The 24,225-nt window shown below is 35.7% G+C and carries 26 protein-coding genes and 1 rRNA gene; 1 reads left to right on the top strand and 26 read right to left on the bottom strand.

Going from position 1 to position 24,225, the window contains the following annotated elements; translation table 11 throughout:
* Positions 1-17: 17 nt before the first annotated feature.
* From mfd to metG, 16 genes are all read right to left on the bottom strand, one after another.
* Positions 18-3,548, bottom strand: a complete 3,531-nt coding sequence (mfd, locus tag LCF45_RS00300; protein ID WP_002130216.1) for a transcription-repair coupling factor — start codon at positions 3,546-3,548, stop codon at positions 18-20.
* Positions 3,549-3,653: 105 nt separating this feature from the next.
* On the bottom strand, positions 3,654-3,878 hold the full coding sequence (locus tag LCF45_RS00295) for an anti-sigma-F factor Fin family protein (protein ID WP_002091576.1): 225 nt from the start codon (positions 3,876-3,878) through the stop codon (positions 3,654-3,656).
* 70 nt (positions 3,879-3,948) lie between these two features.
* Positions 3,949-4,509 (bottom strand): aminoacyl-tRNA hydrolase, encoded by a 561-nt coding sequence (gene pth, locus LCF45_RS00290; protein WP_087943057.1) that lies wholly within the window; start codon positions 4,507-4,509, stop codon positions 3,949-3,951.
* A 72-nt stretch (positions 4,510-4,581) separates the two neighbouring features.
* Complete coding sequence (locus LCF45_RS00285; protein WP_002091580.1) at positions 4,582-5,535, bottom strand: ribose-phosphate diphosphokinase; 954 nt, start codon at positions 5,533-5,535, stop codon at positions 4,582-4,584.
* Positions 5,536-5,553: 18 nt separating this feature from the next.
* Positions 5,554-6,933 (bottom strand): bifunctional UDP-N-acetylglucosamine diphosphorylase/glucosamine-1-phosphate N-acetyltransferase GlmU, encoded by a 1,380-nt coding sequence (gene glmU, locus LCF45_RS00280; RefSeq protein ID WP_002091584.1) that lies wholly within the window; start codon positions 6,931-6,933, stop codon positions 5,554-5,556.
* Between the two features lie 326 nt (positions 6,934-7,259).
* Entirely contained in the window at positions 7,260-7,553 is a 294-nt protein-coding gene (spoVG, locus tag LCF45_RS00275) for a septation regulator SpoVG (protein WP_000454042.1), read from the bottom strand.
* Between the two features lie 152 nt (positions 7,554-7,705).
* A complete protein-coding gene (locus tag LCF45_RS00270) occupies positions 7,706-8,080 on the bottom strand; it encodes a RidA family protein (RefSeq protein WP_000869819.1) in 375 nt (124 codons plus the stop codon).
* A 123-nt stretch (positions 8,081-8,203) separates the two neighbouring features.
* Positions 8,204-9,052: a pur operon repressor gene (purR, locus tag LCF45_RS00265; RefSeq protein WP_002091587.1), complete on the bottom strand. Its 849-nt coding sequence runs from the start codon at positions 9,050-9,052 to the stop codon at positions 8,204-8,206.
* 54 nt (positions 9,053-9,106) lie between these two features.
* Positions 9,107-9,976: a 4-(cytidine 5'-diphospho)-2-C-methyl-D-erythritol kinase gene (gene ispE / locus LCF45_RS00260; protein WP_012260164.1), complete on the bottom strand. Its 870-nt coding sequence runs from the start codon at positions 9,974-9,976 to the stop codon at positions 9,107-9,109.
* 196 nt (positions 9,977-10,172) lie between these two features.
* A complete protein-coding gene (sspF, locus tag LCF45_RS00255) occupies positions 10,173-10,352 on the bottom strand; it encodes an acid-soluble spore protein SspF (protein ID WP_002094215.1) in 180 nt (59 codons plus the stop codon).
* A gap of 91 nt (positions 10,353-10,443) precedes the next feature.
* Entirely contained in the window at positions 10,444-10,707 is a 264-nt protein-coding gene (gene veg / locus LCF45_RS00250; RefSeq protein WP_002009653.1) for a biofilm formation stimulator Veg, read from the bottom strand.
* 238 nt (positions 10,708-10,945) lie between these two features.
* Positions 10,946-11,809 (bottom strand): sporulation peptidase YabG, encoded by an 864-nt coding sequence (gene yabG, locus LCF45_RS00245; RefSeq protein ID WP_002009651.1) that lies wholly within the window; start codon positions 11,807-11,809, stop codon positions 10,946-10,948.
* Positions 11,810-11,926: 117 nt separating this feature from the next.
* On the bottom strand, positions 11,927-12,805 hold the full coding sequence (gene rsmA / locus LCF45_RS00240; RefSeq protein ID WP_002091590.1) for a 16S rRNA (adenine(1518)-N(6)/adenine(1519)-N(6))-dimethyltransferase RsmA: 879 nt from the start codon (positions 12,803-12,805) through the stop codon (positions 11,927-11,929).
* The gene (gene rnmV / locus LCF45_RS00235) at positions 12,802-13,359 is read right to left on the bottom strand and encodes a ribonuclease M5 (RefSeq protein WP_002029323.1); all 558 of its coding nucleotides are present in this window, start codon (positions 13,357-13,359) and stop codon (positions 12,802-12,804) included. Before rnmV ends, rsmA begins: the two co-directional genes overlap by 4 nt.
* Before the next feature lie 260 nt (positions 13,360-13,619).
* A complete protein-coding gene (locus tag LCF45_RS00230; RefSeq protein ID WP_002009645.1) occupies positions 13,620-14,387 on the bottom strand; it encodes a TatD family hydrolase in 768 nt (255 codons plus the stop codon).
* A gap of 165 nt (positions 14,388-14,552) precedes the next feature.
* Positions 14,553-16,535 (bottom strand): methionine--tRNA ligase, encoded by a 1,983-nt coding sequence (metG, locus tag LCF45_RS00225; protein ID WP_002029324.1) that lies wholly within the window; start codon positions 16,533-16,535, stop codon positions 14,553-14,555.
* Between the two features lie 520 nt (positions 16,536-17,055).
* Here metG and LCF45_RS00220 point away from each other — a divergent pair.
* Positions 17,056-17,340, top strand: a complete 285-nt coding sequence (locus LCF45_RS00220; protein WP_000843037.1) for a transition state genes transcriptional regulator AbrB — start codon at positions 17,056-17,058, stop codon at positions 17,338-17,340.
* Between the two features lie 20 nt (positions 17,341-17,360).
* Here LCF45_RS00220 and rsmI read toward each other — a convergent pair whose 3' ends face one another.
* From rsmI to rrf, 10 genes are all read right to left on the bottom strand, one after another.
* A complete protein-coding gene (gene rsmI / locus LCF45_RS00215) occupies positions 17,361-18,236 on the bottom strand; it encodes a 16S rRNA (cytidine(1402)-2'-O)-methyltransferase (protein WP_002130208.1) in 876 nt (291 codons plus the stop codon).
* Positions 18,205-18,495: a GIY-YIG nuclease family protein gene (locus LCF45_RS00210; protein ID WP_002130207.1), complete on the bottom strand. Its 291-nt coding sequence runs from the start codon at positions 18,493-18,495 to the stop codon at positions 18,205-18,207. Before LCF45_RS00210 ends, rsmI begins: the two co-directional genes overlap by 32 nt.
* Positions 18,482-19,222, bottom strand: coding sequence for a tRNA1(Val) (adenine(37)-N6)-methyltransferase (locus LCF45_RS00205; protein WP_002130206.1), 741 nt, complete (start codon positions 19,220-19,222; stop codon positions 18,482-18,484). Before LCF45_RS00205 ends, LCF45_RS00210 begins: the two co-directional genes overlap by 14 nt.
* A 120-nt stretch (positions 19,223-19,342) precedes the next feature.
* Positions 19,343-19,693, bottom strand: a complete 351-nt coding sequence (yabA, locus tag LCF45_RS00200) for a DNA replication initiation control protein YabA (protein WP_002009639.1) — start codon at positions 19,691-19,693, stop codon at positions 19,343-19,345.
* A gap of 14 nt (positions 19,694-19,707) precedes the next feature.
* Positions 19,708-20,535 (bottom strand): PSP1 domain-containing protein, encoded by an 828-nt coding sequence (locus LCF45_RS00195; protein ID WP_002009637.1) that lies wholly within the window; start codon positions 20,533-20,535, stop codon positions 19,708-19,710.
* Positions 20,536-20,540: 5 nt separating this feature from the next.
* Entirely contained in the window at positions 20,541-21,524 is a 984-nt protein-coding gene (gene holB / locus LCF45_RS00190; protein WP_002009636.1) for a DNA polymerase III subunit delta', read from the bottom strand.
* A gap of 35 nt (positions 21,525-21,559) precedes the next feature.
* A complete protein-coding gene (gene tmk, locus LCF45_RS00185) occupies positions 21,560-22,186 on the bottom strand; it encodes a dTMP kinase (RefSeq protein WP_002130202.1) in 627 nt (208 codons plus the stop codon).
* 1 nt (position 22,187) lies between these two features.
* Positions 22,188-23,609 (bottom strand): aminotransferase class I/II-fold pyridoxal phosphate-dependent enzyme, encoded by a 1,422-nt coding sequence (locus LCF45_RS00180; protein WP_002130200.1) that lies wholly within the window; start codon positions 23,607-23,609, stop codon positions 22,188-22,190.
* 79 nt (positions 23,610-23,688) lie between these two features.
* Positions 23,689-23,868, bottom strand: coding sequence for a sigma factor G inhibitor Gin (locus LCF45_RS00175; protein ID WP_002130199.1), 180 nt, complete (start codon positions 23,866-23,868; stop codon positions 23,689-23,691).
* A 199-nt stretch (positions 23,869-24,067) separates the two neighbouring features.
* Positions 24,068-24,183 (bottom strand): 5S ribosomal RNA (gene rrf, locus LCF45_RS00170).
* Positions 24,184-24,225 lie beyond the last annotated feature (42 nt).

The following is a 24,225-nucleotide window of genomic DNA, read 5'->3' as shown; positions in this document are numbered from 1 at the left end:
GTATTTTTTATCTTATATTAGGCATTTATTACTTCTTTTTTTACATCTGGCAAGCCTTTTAATAAATTTTCAGCAATTGTTAACCATTTCGACGTCTCTAATCCATTCGTTTTCATCACAATTTTCAATTGTGACCCCTCCATACCAAGACCGATCATACGGCCAAAACTACTTCCTAGCATGAATAATTTTCCACCATCTATATTTTGGCTCGCTTGTTCAGAAAACAGGAATGTTACTTCAAATTTATTTTGCTTAATTAACTCAATTTTTTCTTTCATCGCCAATACTTTAATGTTTGCAATTTGTAATAAATAACCAACTTCTTGTGGATAATCACCAAATCTGTCAATCATCTCTTCCTGCAACTCTTCAATATCTTCAATTGCAGAAATACCTCTAAATTGTTTATACATCATAATTTTTTGTTTACTATCTGAAATGTACGCATCCGGTAAATATGCATCTACTTCTAAATCAATTTCAACATTAACGGTATTTTCAACTCCGTCTGTTCCTCTACGTTGCTCAATTGCATCTTTTAACATTTGAGAATATAGATCAAATCCGACAGAATCAATAAATCCATGTTGTTCTGCCCCTAACAAATTACCCGCACCACGAATTGATAAGTCTCTCATCGCAATTTTGAAACCGGATCCAAGCTCTGTAAACTCTTTAATTGCTTGCAGACGCCTCTCTGCAACTTCCGATAACACTTTATCACGTTTGTATGCAAAGTATGCATACGCGACGCGATTAGAACGCCCAACACGACCACGAAGCTGATACAACTGCGATAATCCCATACGATCTGCATCAAATACAATTAATGTATTTACATTCGGAATATCTACACCCGTCTCAATAATTGTTGTACTTACAAGAACATCATGCTGCCCTTCTAAAAACGATAGCATAACAGACTCTAATTCACCTTCATTCATTTTCCCATGTGCGTATGTTACACGAGCATCTGGAACTAACATCGAAATTTCATCTGCTTTTCTTTCAATATCCTCCACACGGTTATATAGGAAGTAAATTTGACCGCCTCTTGCTAACTCTCGCTCTATCGCTTCTCGCATTAACGCTGGATTATACTCTACTACATATGTTTGTACTGGGAAACGATTCTCTGGTGGTGTCTCAATAACAGATAAATCGCGCACACCAAGCATAGACATATGAAGTGTACGTGGAATCGGAGTTGCCGTTAATGTTAACACGTCAACATTTGCTTTCAATTGTTTAATTTTTTCTTTATGTGTAACGCCGAATCTTTGTTCTTCATCAATAATAAGAAGTCCTAAATCTTTATAAGTAACATCTTTAGATAAAATACGATGCGTTCCGATTACAATATCCACCGTTCCATCTTTTAAACCTTTAATCGTTTCATTTTGTTGTTTTCGTGTGCGGAATCTACTTAGTAACCCTATATTAATCGGGTAATCTTGAAAACGCTCTCGAATTGTTTCATAGTGTTGTTGTGCAAGGATTGTTGTTGGTACTAAAATCGCAACTTGTTTTTCATCCATAATTGCTTTAAATGCCGCACGAATAGCTACTTCCGTCTTTCCATATCCTACGTCACCACAAAGAAGCCTATCCATCGGGCGTCCGCGTTCCATATCTTTCTTAATCTCTTCAATAGAACGTAATTGATCCTCTGTCTCTTGATATGGGAATAAAGATTCAAACTCTTGTTGCTCTGCCGTATCTGGTGTATATGCATAACCTTTCGAAGCTTCACGCTCGGCATATAATTTAATTAGGTCATCTGCAATGTCTTGTACAGATTTTTCAACTTTCGTTTTGACCTTCTTCCAATCATTTCCGCCTAATTTATAAACTTTTGGTTCCTTACCTTCAGACCCTACGTATTTTTGCACTTGATCAATTTGTTCAATTGGAACGTATAACTTATCATTACCTTGATATTTAATATTTAAATAATCTTTATGAACACCATTAATCTCTAATGTCTCAATACCTAAAAATTTACCTATACCATGATTTACATGAACTACATGGTCTCCAACTTTTAATTCCGAATAACTTTTAATACGTTCAGCGTTAGATAACTTTTGCTTACGTTGTGATTTTTTAACCTTCTTATGAAAAAGCTCCTTTTCAGTAATGACAACAAACTTTTGCATCGGCATTTCAAAGCCTGCATGTAAATCACCTACAGCAATTTGTAACCTTCCAGGCAATAAGATATCTGTCGCCTCTACAATGTCTGCATCAATATCATAATCACTTAAAATATGTTGTAGTTTTTTTACACGTTCATCATCTGTTCCAAGCACAACGGTCGTAAAATTCCCTTCATTCCATCTATCAATTTCAGTTTTTAACAAATGCATCTGTCCGTGGAAATCTTGCATCGTTTTACATGTCACATTTACAATATTTTGAGGATGTGTGTGTGCTATATGGCGTAAGAATAACGTTAAATATACAAAACTTCTTTTTTTATTATGAAGAAACTCCTCAAACGAGTGGGAGAAAGATAAATCCTGAATAATTGTTCCTTCGCCAAGAAGTGAGATATACCATTCCGCTTCTTCTGTTTCAAGATGTGATGCTGTTTCTTGAATACGGGAAATCTCATCTAAAATCACAACACCATTTTCTGGTAAATAATCTATCAGACTAGCAGGTTCTTTATAGAAAATAGATAAATATTTAAACATTTGTTCTATACTCTGCCCGTTTTTCAACATTTCAATTTCATGACTAACCGTCTCAAGCACAGTAGTCTTTAATTTATCATCGGAAAGCTTTTGCATCGTCTTAGTCAAACCTTCTTCAAGATGCTTAATTCCCGATTTCAATTCTTCCTGTGAAAATAAAAACTCTGTTGCTGGACCGAACTTAACACTTTCCTTTTTATCTTGAGAACGCTGTTCATCCACATCAAACAATCGAATAGAATCGACTTCTGTATCGAAGAATTCAATACGAAACGGTAATTCTTCCGTTAATGGGTAAATATCTAATATTCCCCCGCGTAAACTGAACTCTCCTGGAGCTTCTACCATTGACTTACGCTCGTAGCCAATATGATGTAAAGTATGCAAGAGTGCATCTAAATCAATCTCTTGCCCTAGATTGATTTCAATTTGCCTTTGCTTCCATAATTCTTTTATTGGTAAAAACCTACGCAGCCCTGCAACTGGCGCTACAATAATCCCATTCTCTCCTGCAGCTAAGCGATTTAACACTTCAATACGCTGTGCCTTCAATTCTGGACTTGCAACACCAACCTCCGATGCTATCAATTCATTTACCGGATATAGCCAAACATCTTTTTCACCAAGTAACGCCACTAAATCTTCATGTACTTTTTGTGCTTGGTATAAATTGTGCGTCACGATAAGTTGTGATTGCTTTGTCTTTTTATATAAAGCTGCCATTAATAATGAACGAGAGGATGTTGCCATACCCGATACAAGTTGTTCTTTCAACCCATCTTCTAGCCCATTAATAACCGATTGTATTTCTTCATTTTTATAAAATTGCTCTAATAAACCTATCATTTTCAAAACTCCTCTCAACATAAAGAGCAAGTTACTATATTTTATGCAAATATTTTGGAAAAAGAAAACAGAAAAATGCTTTGGACATGCCAAAGCGACAACATTTTATTGCAGAAATTTTTCATATTCATAATACTCAGGATAAGATGCGAGCGTTTCTTGACACGATTCACAAATCGTTTTTATATATATATTTCCATTCTCATGAAAATGAATCATATCCACTACTTCTTGCTCTGTTAGTTGAAACAAAACGTCGCTATATACTTTTTCTGCGATAATGGAGCCCACATTACTTCCACAATGTCTACAGTAATAATAACCTTCCATACTAGCCTCCTAAATATCCAATTGCTACTAGTATGGGATAAAACAAAATAAAATATTCCAGATTGTGCGCTTAACTATTAAAAGTATTCATGATTTGGAGAAAAGGTTTATTTAACCATTCCTCACATGCATCTGCTGCATTTTCAATGGATTGATTAACGCCAGATATTTCTTCAGATGTAAAACGTCCTAATACGTAATCCACTACTTTTATCCCATTTTTCGGACGATCGATTCCCATGCGGATACGTTGAAATTCTTGTGTTCCTAAATGTGAAATTGTTGATTTCACACCATTATGTCCACCCGCACTACCTTTCATGCGAAGGCGTAATTTACCTACAGGAATATCTAAATCATCGTACATAACAATGAAGTCCTCGACATCAATTTTATAATAATCCATGAGTGGACGGATACTTTCCCCAGATAAATTCATATATGTAAGTGGCTTTAGTAAGATTACTTTTTCCCCATTAACAAAACCTGCGCCAAATACCCCTTTAAACTTTTGTTCATTCAAAGAAATACTCCAACGTTTTGCAAGTTCATCGATTGCCATAAATCCAATATTATGCCTTGTTAATTCATATTCTCTACCTGGGTTCCCAAGTCCTACTATTAATTTCATTCTTGTACCACTACTTTCTTTTTTCGATACGAAAAGACGTAACCAAGCTTGGTTACGTCTCATTCTATCCAATTAATTGAATAATACACTTACAGATTCTTCTTCGTATACACGAATGATTGCTTCTCCGATTAATGGAGCAACTGAAAGTTCATGTACTTTATCAATTTTCTTCTCTTCTGGTAATACAATAGAGTTCGTTACAACTAACTCTTTAATATTCGAATTTTGAATACGCTCAATTGCTGGACCAGATAATACTGGGTGTGTACAGCAAGCATATACTTCAGAAGCACCGTTCTCAACAAGAGCGTTTGCCGCTAATGTAATTGTACCAGCTGTATCAATGATGTCATCAATTAAAATTGCTGTTTTGCCTTCGATGTTACCGATAATGTTCATTACCTCAGATACATTCGGACGAGGACGACGCTTATCAATAATAGCGATTGGCGCTTTTAGGCGATCCGCCATTTTTCTAGCACGCGTTACACCACCGTGATCAGGAGATACGATTACGATATCTTTAAGGCCTTTTGCTTCAAAGTAGTCTGAAAGAATCGGTACACCCATTAAGTGGTCGATCGGGATATCAAAGAATCCTTGAATTTGCGGAGCATGTAAATCTAGAGTGATTACACGAGTTGCACCTGCTGTTTCAAGCAAGTTTGCTACAAGTTTCGATGTAATTGGTTCACGAGAACGCGCTTTACGGTCTTGACGCGCATAACCATAGTAAGGAATAACAATATTAATTGTTTTTGCAGATGCACGTTTTAATGCATCAATCATAATAAGTAATTCCATGATATGTTCGTTTACTGGGAAGCTTGTAGATTGAATAATGAATACATCGCAACCACGGATACTTTCTTCAATGTTAATTTGAACTTCTCCATCACTAAAACGATCAACAGAACATTTTCCTAGTCCTACTCCAATATGCTTTGCGATTTGCTCAGCAAGTTCCTTATTAGAGTTTAAAGAGAATACTTTCAAATTAGAATTTAGATATTGAGTCGACATCTAGATTAACCCTCCACATTATGATTTTTTCTTATTCAGCAATTGATCAACATAGTCTTCTTTGTTAACTTGACGTGCACGTGCTACTGATAATGCTTTTGATGGAACATTCTCTGTTATTGTAGAGCCTGCTGCCACATAAGCACCATCTTCAACTGTTACAGGAGCAACAAGGTTTGAATTACATCCAATAAATACCCCGTTACCAATTACAGTTTTAAATTTATTCTTGCCGTCGTAGTTCACCGTAATTGAACCACAACCAAGATTCACGTCTTCTCCAACTTGTGCATCCCCGATATAACTTAAGTGTGAAGCTTTACTTCTATTACCAAAAACAGTTTTTTTGATTTCTACGAAGTTTCCAACGCGCACTTCATCTCCAATAACTGAATCTGGGCGAATATGTGCAAATGGACCAACTGATACTTCTGTACCAAGTTTGCTGTCATGTACAGTAGATTGACGAATTACCGTACGATCTCCAATTTCACTATCGCGAATTACTGTATGCGGTCCAATTTCACAATCAGAACCAATTACAGTGTTCCCCTCAATAACCGTTCCTGGGTGAAGAACTGTATCACTACCAATAATTGCATCCGCAGAAATGTATGTGTTACTTGGATCAATAATTGTAACACCATTTACCATGTTCTTTCTGTTGATACGATTTTTCATAATAATTTCCGCTTGCGATAGAGCGACTCTGTCGTTAACACCTAACGTTTCATCGAAGTGCTCTGTTTGATAAGCTGATACAATATGACCTTCATTTTTTAAAATTTCAATAACGTCCGGAAGGTAATATTCGCCCTGTACATTATCATTTGAAACTTTAGAAAGTGAAGCAAATAAAGCTTTATTATCAAAACAATACGTACCTGTATTGATTTCTTTAATAGCTAATTCTTTTTCATTCGCATCCTTATGCTCAACAATCTTTTCAACATGACCATTCTCATTACGAACGATACGGCCATATCCAGCAGGCTCTTCTATGTACGCTGTTAGTACCGTCGCCATTGCTCCCGCTTCTTCGTGTTGCTGAAGCAATGCTTCCATCGTTTCAGCAGTTATTAGAGGTGTATCACCACAAATAACTAAAGTTGTTCCCTCTTCATTTGCAAGTACACTTGCAGCTTGATCGACAGCATGAGCTGTACCAAGTTGTTCTGCTTGTAATGCAAACTCACTTACGTTTCCTAGCTGTTCTTGTACCTTTTCAGCACCATGTCCAACGACTGTTACAAGTTTCTGCAATCCTAATTGAGATACTTCATTGACTACATGTTGTACCATTGGTTTTCCACATACAGGATGCAGCACTTTGTATAGCTTGGACTTCATACGTGTGCCTTTACCTGCAGCTAGAATCACTGCAAATCTGTTTGACATATAGACCCTCCATCGCAACCTATTTATCCATTAACGATATTATCCTAAATCATCATATATTTCAAGAAACACATTATAACTATTAAATTTTACCATAATTCTTATAAGATGTTTTACTCTTTAGTATCTTTTTTAAGGAATAAGCTATACTATTTTAAATGATTTTGAAAAAATTAGAAGTTTTTCATCTTTATTTTTTCAAAATATGAATTTTTATAATTAGAAACGTGTATTATTCAAAAAAAAAAACAAACTCCTGTAAATGCTTACAGGAGTTTGCTACAAAATTATAAGACTTTCTTTCAAAAGCCCTTTTCATTCGAATTTTACGAAGCGCCTGCTTCTTCAAACTCAACCTCTTCTAACTCGCCTAAACGATGATACTCTGTTAAAACCGCATCTTGAATTTTAGAGCGTGTATTAGAATTAATTGGATGTGCAATGTCACGGAATTCTCCATCTGGAGTACGTTTACTTGGCATTGCTACAAATAATCCATTATTACCATCAATTACACGAATATCATGAACAACAAATTCATGGTCTAGAGTAATAGAGGCAATTGCTCTCATGCGGCCTTCTGTGTTTACGCGGCGTAATCTTACGTCAGTCACTTCCATCTTGTGTTCACCACCCTTTTCTAAATAAGCGATATATTTGTATAAATTCCACAAAATTTCTATTTTCCCTTTAATTTTTTAAAAATTTTTAAGATAAAAATTTTTATTGTAGTTGAATATAAGGATTAGTAGAGGTTATCGCTTACAAAGAGTTACTTAACTAGGGCAATTACTTCGATTTCAACAGAAACATCTTTCGGTAATTTTGCTACTTGTACACAAGAACGCGCTGGTTTATGAGTAGAGAAATAAGAACCGTATACTTCATTAACAGCATTAAAATCATCCATATCCTTCAAGAATACTGTTGTTTTTACCACTGTATCAAATGAAGCACCTGCTTCTGCTAATACCGCTTGTAAATTTTCAAATACTTGCTCTGTTTGTACTGTTACATCTCCTGTTACAAGTTCTCCACTTGCCGTTAACGGAATTTGTCCTGAACTATAGAACATATTATTTACAATAATCCCTTGTGAATATGGTCCGATTGCCTGTGGTGCTTTGCTTGTTTGAACAACTTTCATACTTTTCACCCTTTTATTATTTATTTTTACTCTTTAAAAATAGTGTACCAAAGGCAGTTTGTCCATCTATTTTGTAATTTATAAATAGGAATAAAAAAAGGTAAAGCTATCTGCTTTACCTTTTTACTCAGCCTCTACAAGCCCTTTATCAAATGGTGCAAGTGCATAATTCCCCTTTTCCACTTGAATCGCTTTTTCTTTCACATCAACTTCTGACAGACGAATTAATGATACAAAGTTATTAATAAGTCTTTCTTCAATATCCGTAGACTCTACTAATACGCCAATCCCAACAACATTAGCTTTAAACTCTTCTAGCATGCTCATCATACCTTGAATGGTTCCGCCAGCTTTCATAAAGTCATCAATAATTAAAACATTGGACCCTTCTGGAAGGCTACGCTTTGCTAAAGTCATCGTTTGGATTCGCTTAGAGGAACCTGATACATAGTTAATACTAACAGTGGGTCCTTCTGTTACCTTATTATCTTTTCTCGCAATTACTACCGGTACATCTAAGTAGTTCGCTACTGCATAAGCAAGCGGAATTCCTTTTGTCGCTACCGTCATAACCGCATCAATTGGTTGCCTAGCAAAAACAGAAGCAAATAAACGACCTGCGCCATTAATCTGGCGAGGATTACTTAAAAGATCCGTCATATATAAGTAACCGCCAGGCAAAATACGGTCTGGGTTTTCAAATAAGCTACAAAGCTCGTTAATAATTAGATTTGCCTCTTCTTCACTTATATAAGGAATATATTTCACTCCTCCTGCTGCTCCTGGTACCGTTTGCAATGTGCCGACACCTTGTTGTTCAAACGTTTGCTTAATAATAACTAAATCTTCACTAATGGAAGATTTAGCCGATTGATACCTTTCAGCAAAAAAAGTGAGAGAAACTAGCTGACGAGGATTTTGTAACAAGTAATACGTCAGATCGACCAATCTTGTACTTCGTCTAATTTTCATACTCTCACCTCAAATCACGAATATTCTAAACAAATCATAACGTATTATACGTCTTTATTCAAGCGTTTCTCGCTCTCCTAATAAACGCACTGCATATACTTGCTCGCAAAATCCTTTTAACCCGTTATATATGCGGTGCATTCGCGAATCATGGTGTACAAGACCAAATACAGTTGGGCCACTTCCACTCATTAATACGGCATCTGCCCCAAAGCGTTTCATCTGTGATTTAATACGTGCAACCTCGGGATGCATCGCAAACGTCACATCTTCTAAAACGTTACCAACAGTATCACAAATTCCTTTATAATCGCCATGGTTAATGACTTCAACCATTTTATCTACATTTGGATGAGTAACACGATTTAATTTTAAATTTCCGTACACGTCAGCAGTAGATACACCAATGTGGGGCTTTGCTAAAACAACCCAACAAGAAGGCGGAGTCTTTATATGTTCAATTTCTTCTCCTCTTCCAGTGGCAATAGCAGTTCCACCATATACACAGAACGATACATCTGAACCAATTTCTGCGCCAAGCTTTGCTAATTCATCGATTGTTAGCCCTAAATTCCATAACTTATTAAGGCCACGTAATGTCGCTGCTGCATCACTACTTCCACCTGCTAATCCAGCGGCTACTGGAATCGTTTTTTCAATAGTAATAGACACACCTTTTTTTACATTAAACTTCACTTTTAATAATTTCGCTGCTTGATAAGCTAAATTGCGTTGGTCGTCTGGGACATACCGATTATGGGACAAAATTTCAATACGGTCTTCTGCTAATTCCGTTAGCTCTAAACGATCTGCCAAGTCGATTGTTGTCATAATCATTTTCACTTCATGATATCCATCTTGTCTTTTTCCCAGTACATCTAACGACAGATTAATCTTTGCTGGTGCTTTCACTAGTAGCTTCAATCTATTCACCCACTCTATGTACTCAATCTTTTATCGTTTATTTTACCATAAATTTATAGTAAGACGATGACACTTCCCTAATTATATCGAAAAGCATTCAGAATGAAACTACTTATGTCAAATGACGGCACCTTTTAGCGTGCAAAAAGCCGAGGAATCTCTCCTCGGCTACCGTAGCATAGAAAGTATCTTACAACTACTGGTTTCGTTTCATTAATTGCTGTTCTGCAATTTCTATAGCACGTTTCACCATATTACCAGCATCTTTCGCACGAATTCCGCCCCATCCTTCTTTCTGAACAACATCATAAAAGCCAAGCTCTTTTGCAAGCTCTTCTTTAAATTGATTTGACATGACTCCTCTTCGTCTACTCAATGCAGAGTCCCTCCTTATTTTGCTACGGTATAATTAGTATGCAAAATAATATAGCTTTTCATTTATGGGAATATATGTAACGAAAAATACATTAATTATAAAATACTTCATTTTGAGATTCATCGTAAAATGTTAGCTCTACTGTCTCTGTTAAAACATCTGCATAACTATAAGATACACGTTGCAATGCATCTTCTTGCTGGTCTAATTGTACAACAAACACAGAACGATACGTTTCTGCAAGTACACCTGATTGCTCCACAGTTTTTCTTCTCCCACTATTTGCCTTTAACATAAGTCGCTGTCCAAGATGGTGATCTAATTCGCTTTTAATTTCATCTAAACGTTTTGACATATACTTTGCTACACCTCGCTGTAATTTAGATTGAACACTTAAAACACGATATATCTATCCCAATTATTAACCGCAATTCACAGACAATATCATTATAAAAGCATCATGCGTTCAAATAGATAGAAGAAATACTATATTCTAAAAGTATCATTGTATAGTCTGCACGTTCTTGCCGCTTTTTATCCAGACTCATTTAAATCATTTCCACATAAAAAAGCAAGATACGTATGTACCTTGCTCATTCGTCATAATGTTGAAAGGGCAATCCTGTTCGTAAAATCCCTCTTGTTTCAATTCCGCCTAGTCCCTTTTCGCCAGTAATTGTATTACGCACAACGTCCCATACATTTACTCTTTCCATAAATGAAGTGAAACTAATTTTGCCAACTACATATACAGGATCTAGAGCATGAATATTAATTCTAGACGGTGAACTAGCAAAATTAGCACCTGCCCGAATCAACGCCTCAAAGTGTGATTGACAAGCCCCAGCAAAAATAACGAGTTGATCTAACGATGGATACTTTTTCCGCACTTCTCGAACGGCCTGTACAAAATGTCTAGAATGTCTATATGCTGCTAAATCTCCCATAACTCCTTTTGACTTTGTATATGCATCATGTCCTGTAATAACTAAAATGTCTGGGCGAAAATGATCTATTAAGTCTACTACCTTTTCATGCATCTCCGTTTCCTTACAATGAATACCTTGAACAGGAACGCCTATTTTATTATATAAATCCAAGCACTTGCGCAAATATAAAGGATCTCCATCTATATGCAATACACGTCCTGGCATTTGAAAATAATTCACTTCACTTGTATATCCACCAGTTGAATTATGTTCATGTCTTTGTTTCATCAACACGTAATCTTGCTGAAACAACCGGTAAGTACGCTCCATCGTTTCTTTTTCACGCTTCACTCTATTTTTATGTTCTCGTTGATCTATACTAACTAAATCTGCAAGTGGTGCATCCGCCACAAGTCTAATTTCCTCTCCAAATAATATTGCCATATCGCCTTTTATTTCTATAATACGAAAAAGAATATCCCTATTATGAGAATATCGTTCAACTAATTCTCCAACATGTAAATCCATTCTCCTACCTCCAAACTCCAAACTCGTTAGGCCATCTTACCTGTTTTTAAAGTATGAATTTAGGAAAGGAAAGGTGACAAAAGGGACAGCTCAAGTTGAACTGTCCCTTTCATATTCTTATGACAATTTATGAAGAATTAATGCATTACTTAATGTTGCAAACTCTTCGATAGATAGCGTTTCGCCTCTTCGCTTCGGATCAATTCCTACTTCTGTCAAAATTCGATCCAACAGCTCTTTATCTTTCGGGAAACCATTTAAATTATTTGATAAATTATTCATTAAAGTTTTACGACGCTGTGCGAAACTTGCTCGTACTACTTCAAAGAAGAAAGTTTCATCTGTCACTTCTACAACTGGTTTAGGACGCTTTAGAAGACGGATAATCGCAGAATCAACATTTGGTTGTGGCACAAACACTGTACGCGGTACAGTCATAACTGTTTCTACCTCTGTATAATACTGAATGGCAATTGATAAAGAACCATACTCTTTCGTTCCTGGTTTAGCAGCTAAACGATCCCCAACTTCTTTTTGCATCATAACAACAAATCCACGAACCGGTAATTTTTCTTCGAGCAATTTAAATAAAATTGGCGTTGTAATATAGTATGGTAAGTTAGCTACTACCATTACATCTTGTCCTTCTTCAAATTGCTCACTAAACACTTCATGTACATCTGCTTTTAGTACATCTTTATTTATAACTGTAACGTTGCTATATGGAGCTAACGTCTCGTCTAAAATTGGTAATAATCTCTGATCAATTTCAAAAGCCACTACTTTTTTAGCACGCTTCGCCAATTGCTCTGTTAACGCACCGATACCTGGTCCAATTTCAATTGCGCCACTTTCTGAACCGATTTCTGCGTGATCAACGATACGATTTAATACATTCGTATCAATTAAAAAATTTTGTCCTAAACTTTTTTTGAATGAAAATCCATACTTTTCAACAATGTCTTTCGTACGATTTGGTGTTGCGATATCCTTCATTTTTTTTCCTCCTGTATTACTTGCTTATAAGCTTCTGCAAATGATTCCTTTGAAACCTGAAACATTTGTAAACGTTTATGTAACTGTTTTGCGTTTGTATAACCAATCTTTAATAGCTTACCCACTCTTTCTCTGCGACTCTTTGCCATTTCTCCGCCCACTAAGCCCGCATCGACTAGATCACTCCAACTAATTTCACTTGTGTAAGCTTCCATTTCTTCATGTATATTCTCTAAAGCACGGCGAATCGACTCATTAGAAGCATGTTCGATTCCAACACCTTTTTTCCTTTTAGCAAGTGCTTCTTCCTTCGTTAAAAAAGCATGCTTACATCCAGGAACCTTGTCAGAAATAATTTTTCGAATACGCTCTCCAGGATAATCCGGATCTGTGAAAATAATAACGCCTCGTTTTTGCTGCGCTAATTTAACTTGCTCAATAACGTGATCACCGATTGCTGAACCGTTCGTTTCGATTGTATCCGCATCAACAGCACGTTTAATCGCAACTGTATCATCTTTACCTTCTACAACGATAATCTCTTTAATTTTCATGCTTGCCTCCACACTCTTTTCATCTCTACTTAGTAAAACAAAAAAATGACGACTTTTCCATTATTATTTTCCCAATCGTACATTTTAAAAAGTAGAAGAGAAAAATCTTTGTTCACTATCCTTATTGTAACACTTCTATCTCCATCTTAATTTATCCGCAATATTTCTACACTTATGTTATGGGTAAATAGTGGGTTCTTATCACTTCTACTATCTCTCTTCTCAAAAAACAAAAAAAGAATGGGACTCCCCATTCTTTTTTATTCAACACCAAATAAGGATTTGGCATTCTTTGTTGTTACTTGCGCTACTTCGTCATAAGAAATTCCTTTTAAATTCGCAATTTCTTCTGCTACCAGTTTTACATAACTAGGTTCATTTCGTTTCCCTCGAAATGGGTGTGGTGTTAAATACGGGCAATCTGTCTCTATCAATAATTTTTCTAACGGAATCTCCATAGCAACTTCTTTCGGTTTCTTGGCATTTTTAAATGTTACTGGCCCACCTAATGAAATTAAAAAGTTCATATCGACACATCGCTGCGCTACTTCTACACTACCGCTAAAGCAATGCATAATGCCCCCTACTTCAGCTGCATTCTCTTCCTCTAGGATATCAACAATATCTTGAGTTGCATCGCGGTTATGTATAATAATCGGTAATTTCACCTTTTTCGCTAATGCAATTTGTTTACGGAATACTTCCTTCTGTATTTCTTTTGGAGACTTATCCCAGTGATAATCTAATCCCATTTCCCCAATTGCAACTACTTTAGGATGAGCCGCTAATTCTTCTAACCAAGCTAAATGTTCTTCTTTCATATCGATTGCATCAACAGGATGCCATCCAACTGCAGCGTAAATAAAATCATAAGCCTCTGCTAATTCAATTGCTTTCTTTATCGTTACTTCATCAAATCCAACAACAACTGTATATGTAACTCCCGCTTCTTTCATTCTCGCGATAACTTCTTGTAAATCTTCTTCAAATTGCTCTGCATTTAAATGTGAATGTGTATCAAACAACATAATAAATAACTCCTTTTATATTGAAATCAATTCTCTCATAGAAAAACTACACTCTTTCTAACTTAACGATAACAATACTTCAATTTTAATGCAAAAAACGGAATGTAAAAAGAAAAAAGACGCTTCACCAATGTTACACGTGAAACATCTCTTTTCTTGTCTCAATTACTTGATTTTTGTACCATTTGGTAAATTCTGGTCAATTGATGCTAATGACAATACGCCATTCTCTTCACCTGCTAAAATCATACCTTGTGATAATTCACCACGTAATTTTACAGGTTTTAAATTCGTTACACAAATAACCTTTTTACCTTTTAGTTCTTCTGGGGAATAGAATTTAGCAATCCCAGAAACCACTTGGCGCTTCTCTGTACCTAAATCAAGCTGAATTTTTAACAACTTATCTGCTTTTTTCACAGGTTCAGCGGATATTACTTCAGCTACTCGTAATTCTACTTTAAAGAAATCATCAATTGTAATTTCTTCTGCCTTTGGTTCTTCTGCTTTTTTCTCTTCTACTTTAGGAGCAGAACCTTGCATTTGTTCTTTAATATACCCCACTTCTACTTCCATTTCCAAACGAGGGAAGATTGGGTTTCCTTTTTCTACTTTTGTTCCAGCTGGAATACATCCAATTGTAGATAGGCTTTCCCAAGATTTATGCGCCTCTTCAGTAAGTCCAAGTTGAGCAAACATCTTACTTGGTGCTACTGTTAGGAATGGCATAAGCATAATACCTGTTTGACGAAGTACCTCAGCTAAGTGGGCCATTACAGACGCAAGTTTTTCGCGATCATTCTCATCCTTCGCTAATACCCACGGCTGCGTTTCATCAATATATTTGTTCGTACGGCTAACTAATTGCCAAATGGAACTTAGCGCTACAGAGAATTCCATATTCTCCATTGCCTCTTCTACTTTTTTCAATGTATCTTTGGCAAATGTCACTAACGTTTCATCGAACTCAGTTACATTTGCTTTAAATGCAGGAATTTCCCCGTTAAAGTATTTATCAATCATAGCTACTGTACGATTTAATAAGTTACCTAAATCATTCGCTAAATCAAAGTTGATTCGTTCAACAAATCCTTCTGGTGTGAATACTCCATCAGATCCAAATGGAACTTCGCGAAGTAAGTAGTAACGCAATGCATCTAATCCGTAACGATCAATTAGTGTAACTGGATCTACTACGTTTCCTTTTGACTTACTCATTTTTCCATCCTTCATTAAAATCCAGCCATGAGCAAAGACTTTCTTCGGAAGTGGTAAATCTAAAGCCATTAAAATAATTGGCCAATAAATTGTGTGGAAACGAACGATTTCTTTCCCAACTAAATGGACATCTGCTGGCCAGAATTTTTTATACTTCTCTTCATTTTCTGTTCCATATCCTAATGCAGTAATGTAATTAGACAACGCATCTACCCATACGTAAATAACGTGTTTTGGGTTACCTGGAACACGAACTCCCCAGTCAAATGAAGTACGAGAAACAGCTAAATCTTCTAATCCTGGTTTAATGAAGTTATTAATCATTTCATTTTTACGGGACTCCGGCTGAATGAAATGGGGGTTATCTTCATAGAACTTTAATAGTCGGTCTACATATTTACCCATTCTAAAGAAATAAGACTCTTCGCGAACAAGTTCTACAGCGTGACCACTATCTGGGCTTTTTCCACCAACTACTTTGTCACCTTCCATAATTGGATCGACTAATTGATGCGCTGTATAGAATGTTTCATCTTGTACAGAATACCAACCTTCATATTCATCAAGATAAATATCACCTTGATCTACTAGCTGCTTGAAGATTTTCTCAACAACATCTTTATGACGATCTTCAGTTGTACGAATAAAATCATCATAAGAGATATCCATCTTCTCCCAAAGTTCTTTAATCCCTGATACAATGTTATCCACATATGCCTGTGGTGTAACATTTAGTTCTTCTGCTTTCTTTTGGATCTTCTGTCCATGCTCATCAGTTCCTGTTAAATAATGAACATTGTATCCTTGCATACGCTTATATCGTGCCATCGCATCTCCTGCTACTGTCGTATAAGCATGTCCAATGTGTAACTTTCCACTTGGATAATAAATTGGGGTAGTAATATAAAAGGACTTATTTTCCTCTTTCATCGTTTTGGACCTCCCGAATAACCTCATATGTATTTATAAACAGTATATCAAAAACTCATATATAAAGTGAAACTTTAATCCGTGGAGAGGGTTCATCCCCCATGGATTATTAGCCCACACCAATCGGGCTTTTACGAGCAGCCCGACTCCCACTTAACTTCTTTGCTCCGGCTAAATTTTGAAGTGGGAGTCTTACTGCTCGTTAATGCGGGATAAAAACGAGTTAATGCTCGATATCTTTATCATCTATTACTCATATTCAAAAAAAATATACAATATATTTCCCGAAAAGTATAAACATTACAAAAAATAATACAAAACAATTGTAGAAATGACTTACATTCTATCATATATAAGAAGTATAAAAATCTATAAATCTTTTTTAAAAATATAGAATTTAATAATTGACGGAAATGTAAATGATTGGTATCATATGTCCATAGGGTATTTTGTCGAAAAATGACGAATCAAAAAAATAGACTCGAAACTTATAAACTATTTATTTAGGAGGAAAAGAATTATGAAATCTACTGGTATCGTTCGTAAAGTTGATGAATTAGGTCGTGTAGTAATTCCAATCGAATTACGCCGTACTTTAGGTATTGCAGAAAAGGATGCTCTTGAAATCTACGTTGATGATGAAAAAATCATCTTAAAGAAATATAAACCAAACATGACTTGCCAAGTAACTGGTGAAGTATCTGATGGTAACCTATCTTTAGCTGAAGGTAAAATTATCTTAAGTAAAGAAGGCGCTGAACAAGTCTTAAACGAACTTCAAGATTATATCGAAACAGCAAAATAAGCTTCTCAATTATGAGAAGCTTATTTTTTATCCACATGATAGATTTGATATACGTCGCGTTTCGACAAATCTCGGTCTTTAGCGACTATTTTTATCGCTTCTTTTGAATTCATACCTTTTTCATTTATATAATGTTCAATATGATTATATACTGAAATAGCTTCCCACCATTGTTCTTCTGGAGTAGGTTCTTCTGTTGAACCTGCTACTAAAATACAAAACTCACCACGAACTTCATTTTGCTTCGTCCACTCAATCGCTTCTTCAATTGTTCCACGAATAAACTCTTCAAATTTTTTCGTTAGCTCACGACATAATACGATTTCCCTATTTCCTAATACTTCTTGCATAGAGATTAAAGTATCATCTAAACGATGTGGCGCCTCATAAAACATCATTGTAGTTGGAATATAGCGTAGTTTTTCTAATTCAAGCTTACGTCCCTTTTTATTTCTTTGCAGGAAACCATAGAAATAAAAATGTTTTGTCTCAAGTCCTGATGCAATCAATGCTGTAAGGGCTGCATTTGCCCCAGGAAGCGGGATAACATGATATTGTTCTGCTACAGCCTCTACAACGATATCATAACCAGGATCTGAAATACATGGCATACCAGCATCGCTCACAATGGCTACAGTCTTACCTTCTTCTAACTTATCTAAAATTTTCCGTCCACTTACTCCTTTATTATGCTCATGATAACTCATAACTGGTGTTTCAATTTCAAAGTAATTACAAAGTTTCTTCGTTTGCCTTGTATCTTCCGCTGCAATAATGTCTGCCTCTTTTAAAATTCGGATTGCACGAAATGTCATATCCTCTAAATTTCCGATTGGAGTCGGTACTAAATATAAAACTCCCTTTTCATTTTGCTGAAAGCTTTTTTGCTGCCACATAGCGTTCTCCTTTTTGCATATATTCTTCTTTTTTTTTCCTCGTTAACTGCTTAAAGTGATACTCAGCTTGCATAGCCGTTCGTTTATCCTCGTGATCCTCTACATATTTTAAAACAACTGGAAGTCTAGCGCGTGTATATCTAGCACCTTTTCCACTATTATGGGTCTGAATCCGTTTTTCTATATGATTCGTGTATCCAGCATAATAACTTCCATCAGAACACTCCACCACATAAAAACAATGCTTATTCTTCTCCATATAAAATTGAACGAAGCTCCTTTGTATATTCATTGTTTTCTTCATATACAAAAAGAGGTGGTAAGATTTTTAAATCTGCATTCCCATCCTTAATTCCTTCAATTAACAATGTATTCGCTTCTTTACCAGCCTTAGGATAAACAAATCGCACACGTTTCGGTTCAATTTTGTATTTACGCATTAATGTGACGATGTCGAGCAAACGACCTGGACGATGTACAAATGCTACTTTCCCACCCTGTTTCACTAGCTGACTACTTGCGTATACAACATCTTCTAGTGTGCACATAATTTCATGACGAGCTATCGCTAAATGTTCATTCATATTCTTCTCAGAAGTTTGTGGTGTTTGAAAATAAGGAGGATTACATGTTACAACATCATATTGATGACGTCCAAGTTTCTCCGGCATATCTTTCAAATCTCCATGGATTAAATGAATTCTTTCTACTAAATTATTGTATTGAACACTTCTTATTCCCATATCATATAAGCGCTCTTGAATTTCTACACCTGTAATTTTCCCTTTTGTCCTTGTACTTAATAAAAGAGGGATAACTGCGTTACCTGTACACAAATCAAGTAAATTACCTTTTTGAATTGGCACCCAAGCAAAATCTGCAAGTAAAACAGCATCCAAAGAAAAATTAAATACTGATGGACTTTGTACAATCTTCATATCTTGCGCTAATAAGTAATCTAAACGCTCATCTTCATATAAATTCATATATTGCTCCCTTTCTTACACTTAACCTACCCTATTTCATCTTCTATTAATGTAAAAATAAATTTCATTCTACTCTCATGTATAAAAAATTACCTTTCCAATTATATTGGAAAGGTAATCTCACTTTTTATTTAAAAATGACAGACAGAATAAACAATCTCCCTCTTTACGTACACTTCCATAATGTAGATTGCAAATATGAAAACCTTCTTGATATAGTCTCGCTAGATTATCGTAGCCTTCACCAATATCTGTCTTCGCCTTCATTTCTTTGCGTTTTTGAGTTTTTTGTTTTTCCTTGTTCTGCACTTCTTCAAAACGATGTCGCAAATTTTCATTTTCCATTTTTATATGTTGGTTTTCTTCCAATAATTCTGCAAGATGTTGTTTTAATTCTCCCAACTGTTTGTATAAATGTCCAATTTGCTCTTCCATACTAGAAACCGATGCAAAAATATCCTTTTTCTCCACAAGCACCCACCTCATTAATCTGTGGTTTGACTCGAAACGACCCCTTTATTCATTAATTCATCTAACGTATATTCTACTATCCGTTCCTTGTCTACTAGTTCCACTTGAATTAATCTTTCTAAAATATTTAATCCGATAACACGGCCAGTACCGTGCGGTGTTTGTATACGTTGATCTAAATCAGGAAGTTGTTCCTTTGCTGCCTCATATTCATCATTCTCATATTTTAAGCAACACATTAAGCGACCACATAAACCAGAGATTTTTGCAGGATTTAATGATAAATTTTGATCTTTTGCCATTTTAATGGATACAGGTTCAAAATCTCCTAAAAAAGTAGAACAACAAAGCATACGACCACATGGACCAATACCACCAAGCATTTTTGCTTCGTCACGAACGCCGATCTGTCTCAGCTCAATTCTTGTCCTAAAAATTGCCGCTAAGTCTTTCACTAGTTCCCGGAAATCAATCCGACCATCCGCAGTAAAGTAAAAAATAATCTTATTACGATCGAACGTATACTCTACATCTACAAGCTTCATATCAAGATTATGTTCTCCTACCTTTTGTTGACAAACTTGATATGCTTCTTTCGCAGCATGCCTATTCTCTTCAACAATGGTACGATCATTTTCATTTGCAATACGAATAACTTTTTTTAGCGGTAATACAACGTCATTTTCATCAACTTGCTTTTTGGTAATAACTACTTTTCCATACTCAATACCTCTTACCGTTTCTACAATTACAAACTCATTTTCTGAGATATCGAACTGATTTGGATCAAAGTAATATACCTTTCCGGCCTTCTTAAAGCGAACACCTACTACATCATACAAAACGGTCATCCCTCCTGCAACCGCAACACTAACTGTTCGAACACAAGCTGCGCATTTACATTAGCGTTGATTCTATTTTTTGCCTCTAATATATTAAAGAGAGCTGATACAATGCGCTTCTGAGCATAAGAAAAGGATTCAAACATCTCTTTCTGCTCATGAAAAACAAGACGATCTTCTTCTCCAAGTTGAACATATAATAAATCCTTATAAATAAGGAGTAACATATCTAAGCCTTGCTGTAATTGTTCTTTCTCTCCAAAGTGCTTCCCCCATTTTTCTTGTACAAAAAAAATAGAGGCCTTATCTTTTTCGAGCGCTTCACATAATTTTATCACTAAAGCTCTCGCTTGTGCAAACCATTCATCATTACACATTAATAAAGCTTCTTCAAAACTATTTGTAAGCTGCGCAGCAAGTGTAGATAAAGAAACTGTAATACCTTCTTCCTCTAACCTCTTAATTAAAGATTCTGTAGGCAACGGCCTAAACGTAACAACTTGACAACGAGATAAGATTGTATTTAAAATCTGATGACTTTGTTCAGTAAGTAAAATAGCTGTTGTATCACTACTTGGTTCTTCTAAAAACTTTAAGAGCGTATTCGCTGCATTTGCTGTCATACGATCTGCATGCTCAATAATATATACTTTTTTATTTGCTTCTAATCCTGTTTTTGAAAACTCTTCTTGTAAATCATGAATTTGCTGTTTTTTAATAGATAATCCATCTGGTTTTACAATATGTAAGTTTGGGTAGTTACCTGAATCAATTCGGCGACAATTCGTACATACATGACAAGGCTCTACACCATTTCTTTGTGAACAGAGAAAACTTTTTGCCATTTGAATTGCTGTGGCGAACTTCCCAGTCCCTTTCCCTCCCTCTAACAAGTAAGCGTGGGATATACGCTCTTTTGCAATGCTATTCATCAACATTTTGACACCGATGGGCTGTATAGCAGAAAGCTGCTCCCACGTATTTATCATACTGCATACCTCACTTATTTCATTCTTTCCTTCTATTATAACAATTTATCTTCTATAATCTGAACAACTTCTTCTATAAGTTTTTTCATTGGTTGATCAGCATTTACTAATACAATGCGATTAGAGAAACGCTCTACAACTTGTAAATACCCTTCACGCACACGTTTATGGAAAGAGATATCTTCCATATCTAGTCGATTTACTTCACGTCCTGCATCTTTTCCAATTCGTGCTAAACCTACCTCTGGCTCAATATCTAAATAGATTGTTAAACTAGGCATACAATCTTCCGTTGCGAAACGATTAATTTCAAATACTTTATCCATACCTAAGCCTCTTGCATATCCTTGATATGCTAAAGAGCTATCTATAAAACGATCACATAGTACAAGATAGTTTTCCTCAAGTGCTGGCATAACTTTTTCCACTAAATGTTGTCTACGTGCAGCAGCATATAAGAGCGCCTCTGTACGTGCTTCCATCATCGTATACTCTTTTTTATGTAAAATTGTTCTAATATCTTCAGAAATTGCAATACCACCTGGTTCTCTGGTCGCCATTACCTTTTGTTCCTTTTGCTCAAAATATGGTAATAAACTTTTAATTAATGTTGTTTTACCCGAACCTTCTGGCCCTTCAATTGTTACAAATAATCCCTTCATCCTAAAACCTACTTTCTATATCATACACGTTCATATATTTCGTACTACCTTGAAAACGAGCCCCTGTTTTCTCTAAATGAGTAATTTGCTTTGTATGTTCTTGAGTAATTCTCTCTCCATACATGATCAATGGAATTCCAGGTGGATACGGAATCACCATTTCTGCAGCTATCATACCAACGGCTTCTTCTATAGATACTAACTTCGTTTCATATCTCTCTAATTGTTTATACGTATACGGTAAAGGGGAAATCTCCCCTTTATAAGTATAACGAATTGATGCTGTCTTGTCTTTTACCTTATATTGCTGCATAGCTAATCGAATGATCTCTATAGCTTTCATATACCCCTCATTTACTTGTAACGGTAATATAAATAGGACGTTATATGGATCTGCCATTTCCGTATATATACCGACTTTTTCAAATACAGACTGTAATTCATACCCCGATAACTGACAGCGAGTTTGCACCGTAACTTTTAATTCATCTTGCGATGGATATTGTAAAATAGCTATTTGTGGGATAGATCGCAATCCTTCTTTAAATCGGCGTAAAAACTCAACGATTTCATCATGACCTTCTTCCTTTATAACAGCTATTGCAAAACGTGCTATATCAAGAGAAGCCATAATTGGATACGATGGGCTACTAGATTGTAGCATACTTAAATAGGAGGAAACTTTTTCTTCGCTCACCAAACGGCTATTTATATGTAAATAAGATCCCATTGTCATCGCAGGTAATGTTTTATGTGCGGAATGAACCACAATATCCGCACCATAAACTAATGCTGACTTCGGGAAGGGGTCCCCTATACAAAAATGCGCCCCATGGGCTTCATCTACTAGAACAGGAATTTTATGTGCATGTGCGTAAGCGATACTTGCCTCTAAATCAATTCCCATACCATAGTAATTAGGATGTGTTAAAATAAGTGCTTTTGCATTTGGATACTTTGTAATTGCCTCCTTAATAATTTCATCATGAACACCTACTGGTACGTTATGTACTTCATCAATCCATGGATTTAAAAAGACCGGATTAGCCCCTGCTAATTTCAAACCATTAATGATCGATTTATGACAATTTCTTTGTACGAGGACAATATCATGTTCGCCGCAGCAAGACAAAATCATTGCTAAATTTCCAACTGTTGAACCATTAATTAAAAAATAACTTTTGTGCACGCCATATACTTCAGCTAATAATTGCTGTGCTTCATCTATACATTCAAACGGGCTATGTAAATCATCTAATCCTGTTAACTCTGTTACATCAATTGATAATATGTCCTTAAACCCCCCTGAAGCTTTCTGAGGGAAGTTTAAACCATTCTTATGACCCGGAACATGAAAAGATAGTAGTCGCCTTTCTTTAAATTCCATTAGCGCCTCATATAAAGGCATACGATTTTGATTCATATATATCTCTTCCTTATTATTCATTCTGTATCTATTATACAGATATTAGGGCAAAAAAAATAATAGGCATAATGCCTATTTAAAAATATGATACTTCTAATTTTCGCAGTTGTTTTAAATAATGTATATACTTCGGGTCAGTTGTCTCAGTATTCACCAGATTTCTTTCGCACTCGTAACATATTAAATTATTATATACATATATTCCTTCCCCTCTTTTTGTCTCACAAACGATGCAAATTTCACTTGGTAATTTCATAATCTTTCCTCCCTTTTTAAATAAACATATTATATACCTCTATTCCTTAACAAATTTCCGGAAAATATACATCAATTTTTTATATAATATGATTTATTCTTGGGCAACGTGTTTGTATTACTTATGTATTCCCTTTACTTCTTTCATGTACTGTTTAAAAACAAAAAAACACAAGTCAAAAGACTTGTGTTTTTAGCTTGCTTGGCGACGTCCTACTCTCACAGGGACAAGGTCCCAACTACCATCGGCGCTAGAGAGCTTAACTTCCGTGTTCGGTATGGGAACGGGTGTGACCTCTCTGCCATCATCACCAAACTATTGAAGGCATATTCCTTCAAAACTAGATAACATTTGCTT

Origin of the sequence: Bacillus sp. 41-22 (genome assembly GCF_025809295.1) — a bacterium.
GTDB lineage: Bacteria > Bacillota > Bacilli > Bacillales > Bacillaceae_G > Bacillus_A > Bacillus_A mycoides.
The sequence above is the reverse complement of the archived record's forward strand: the minus strand, read 5'-3'. Positions and strand labels throughout refer to the sequence as shown.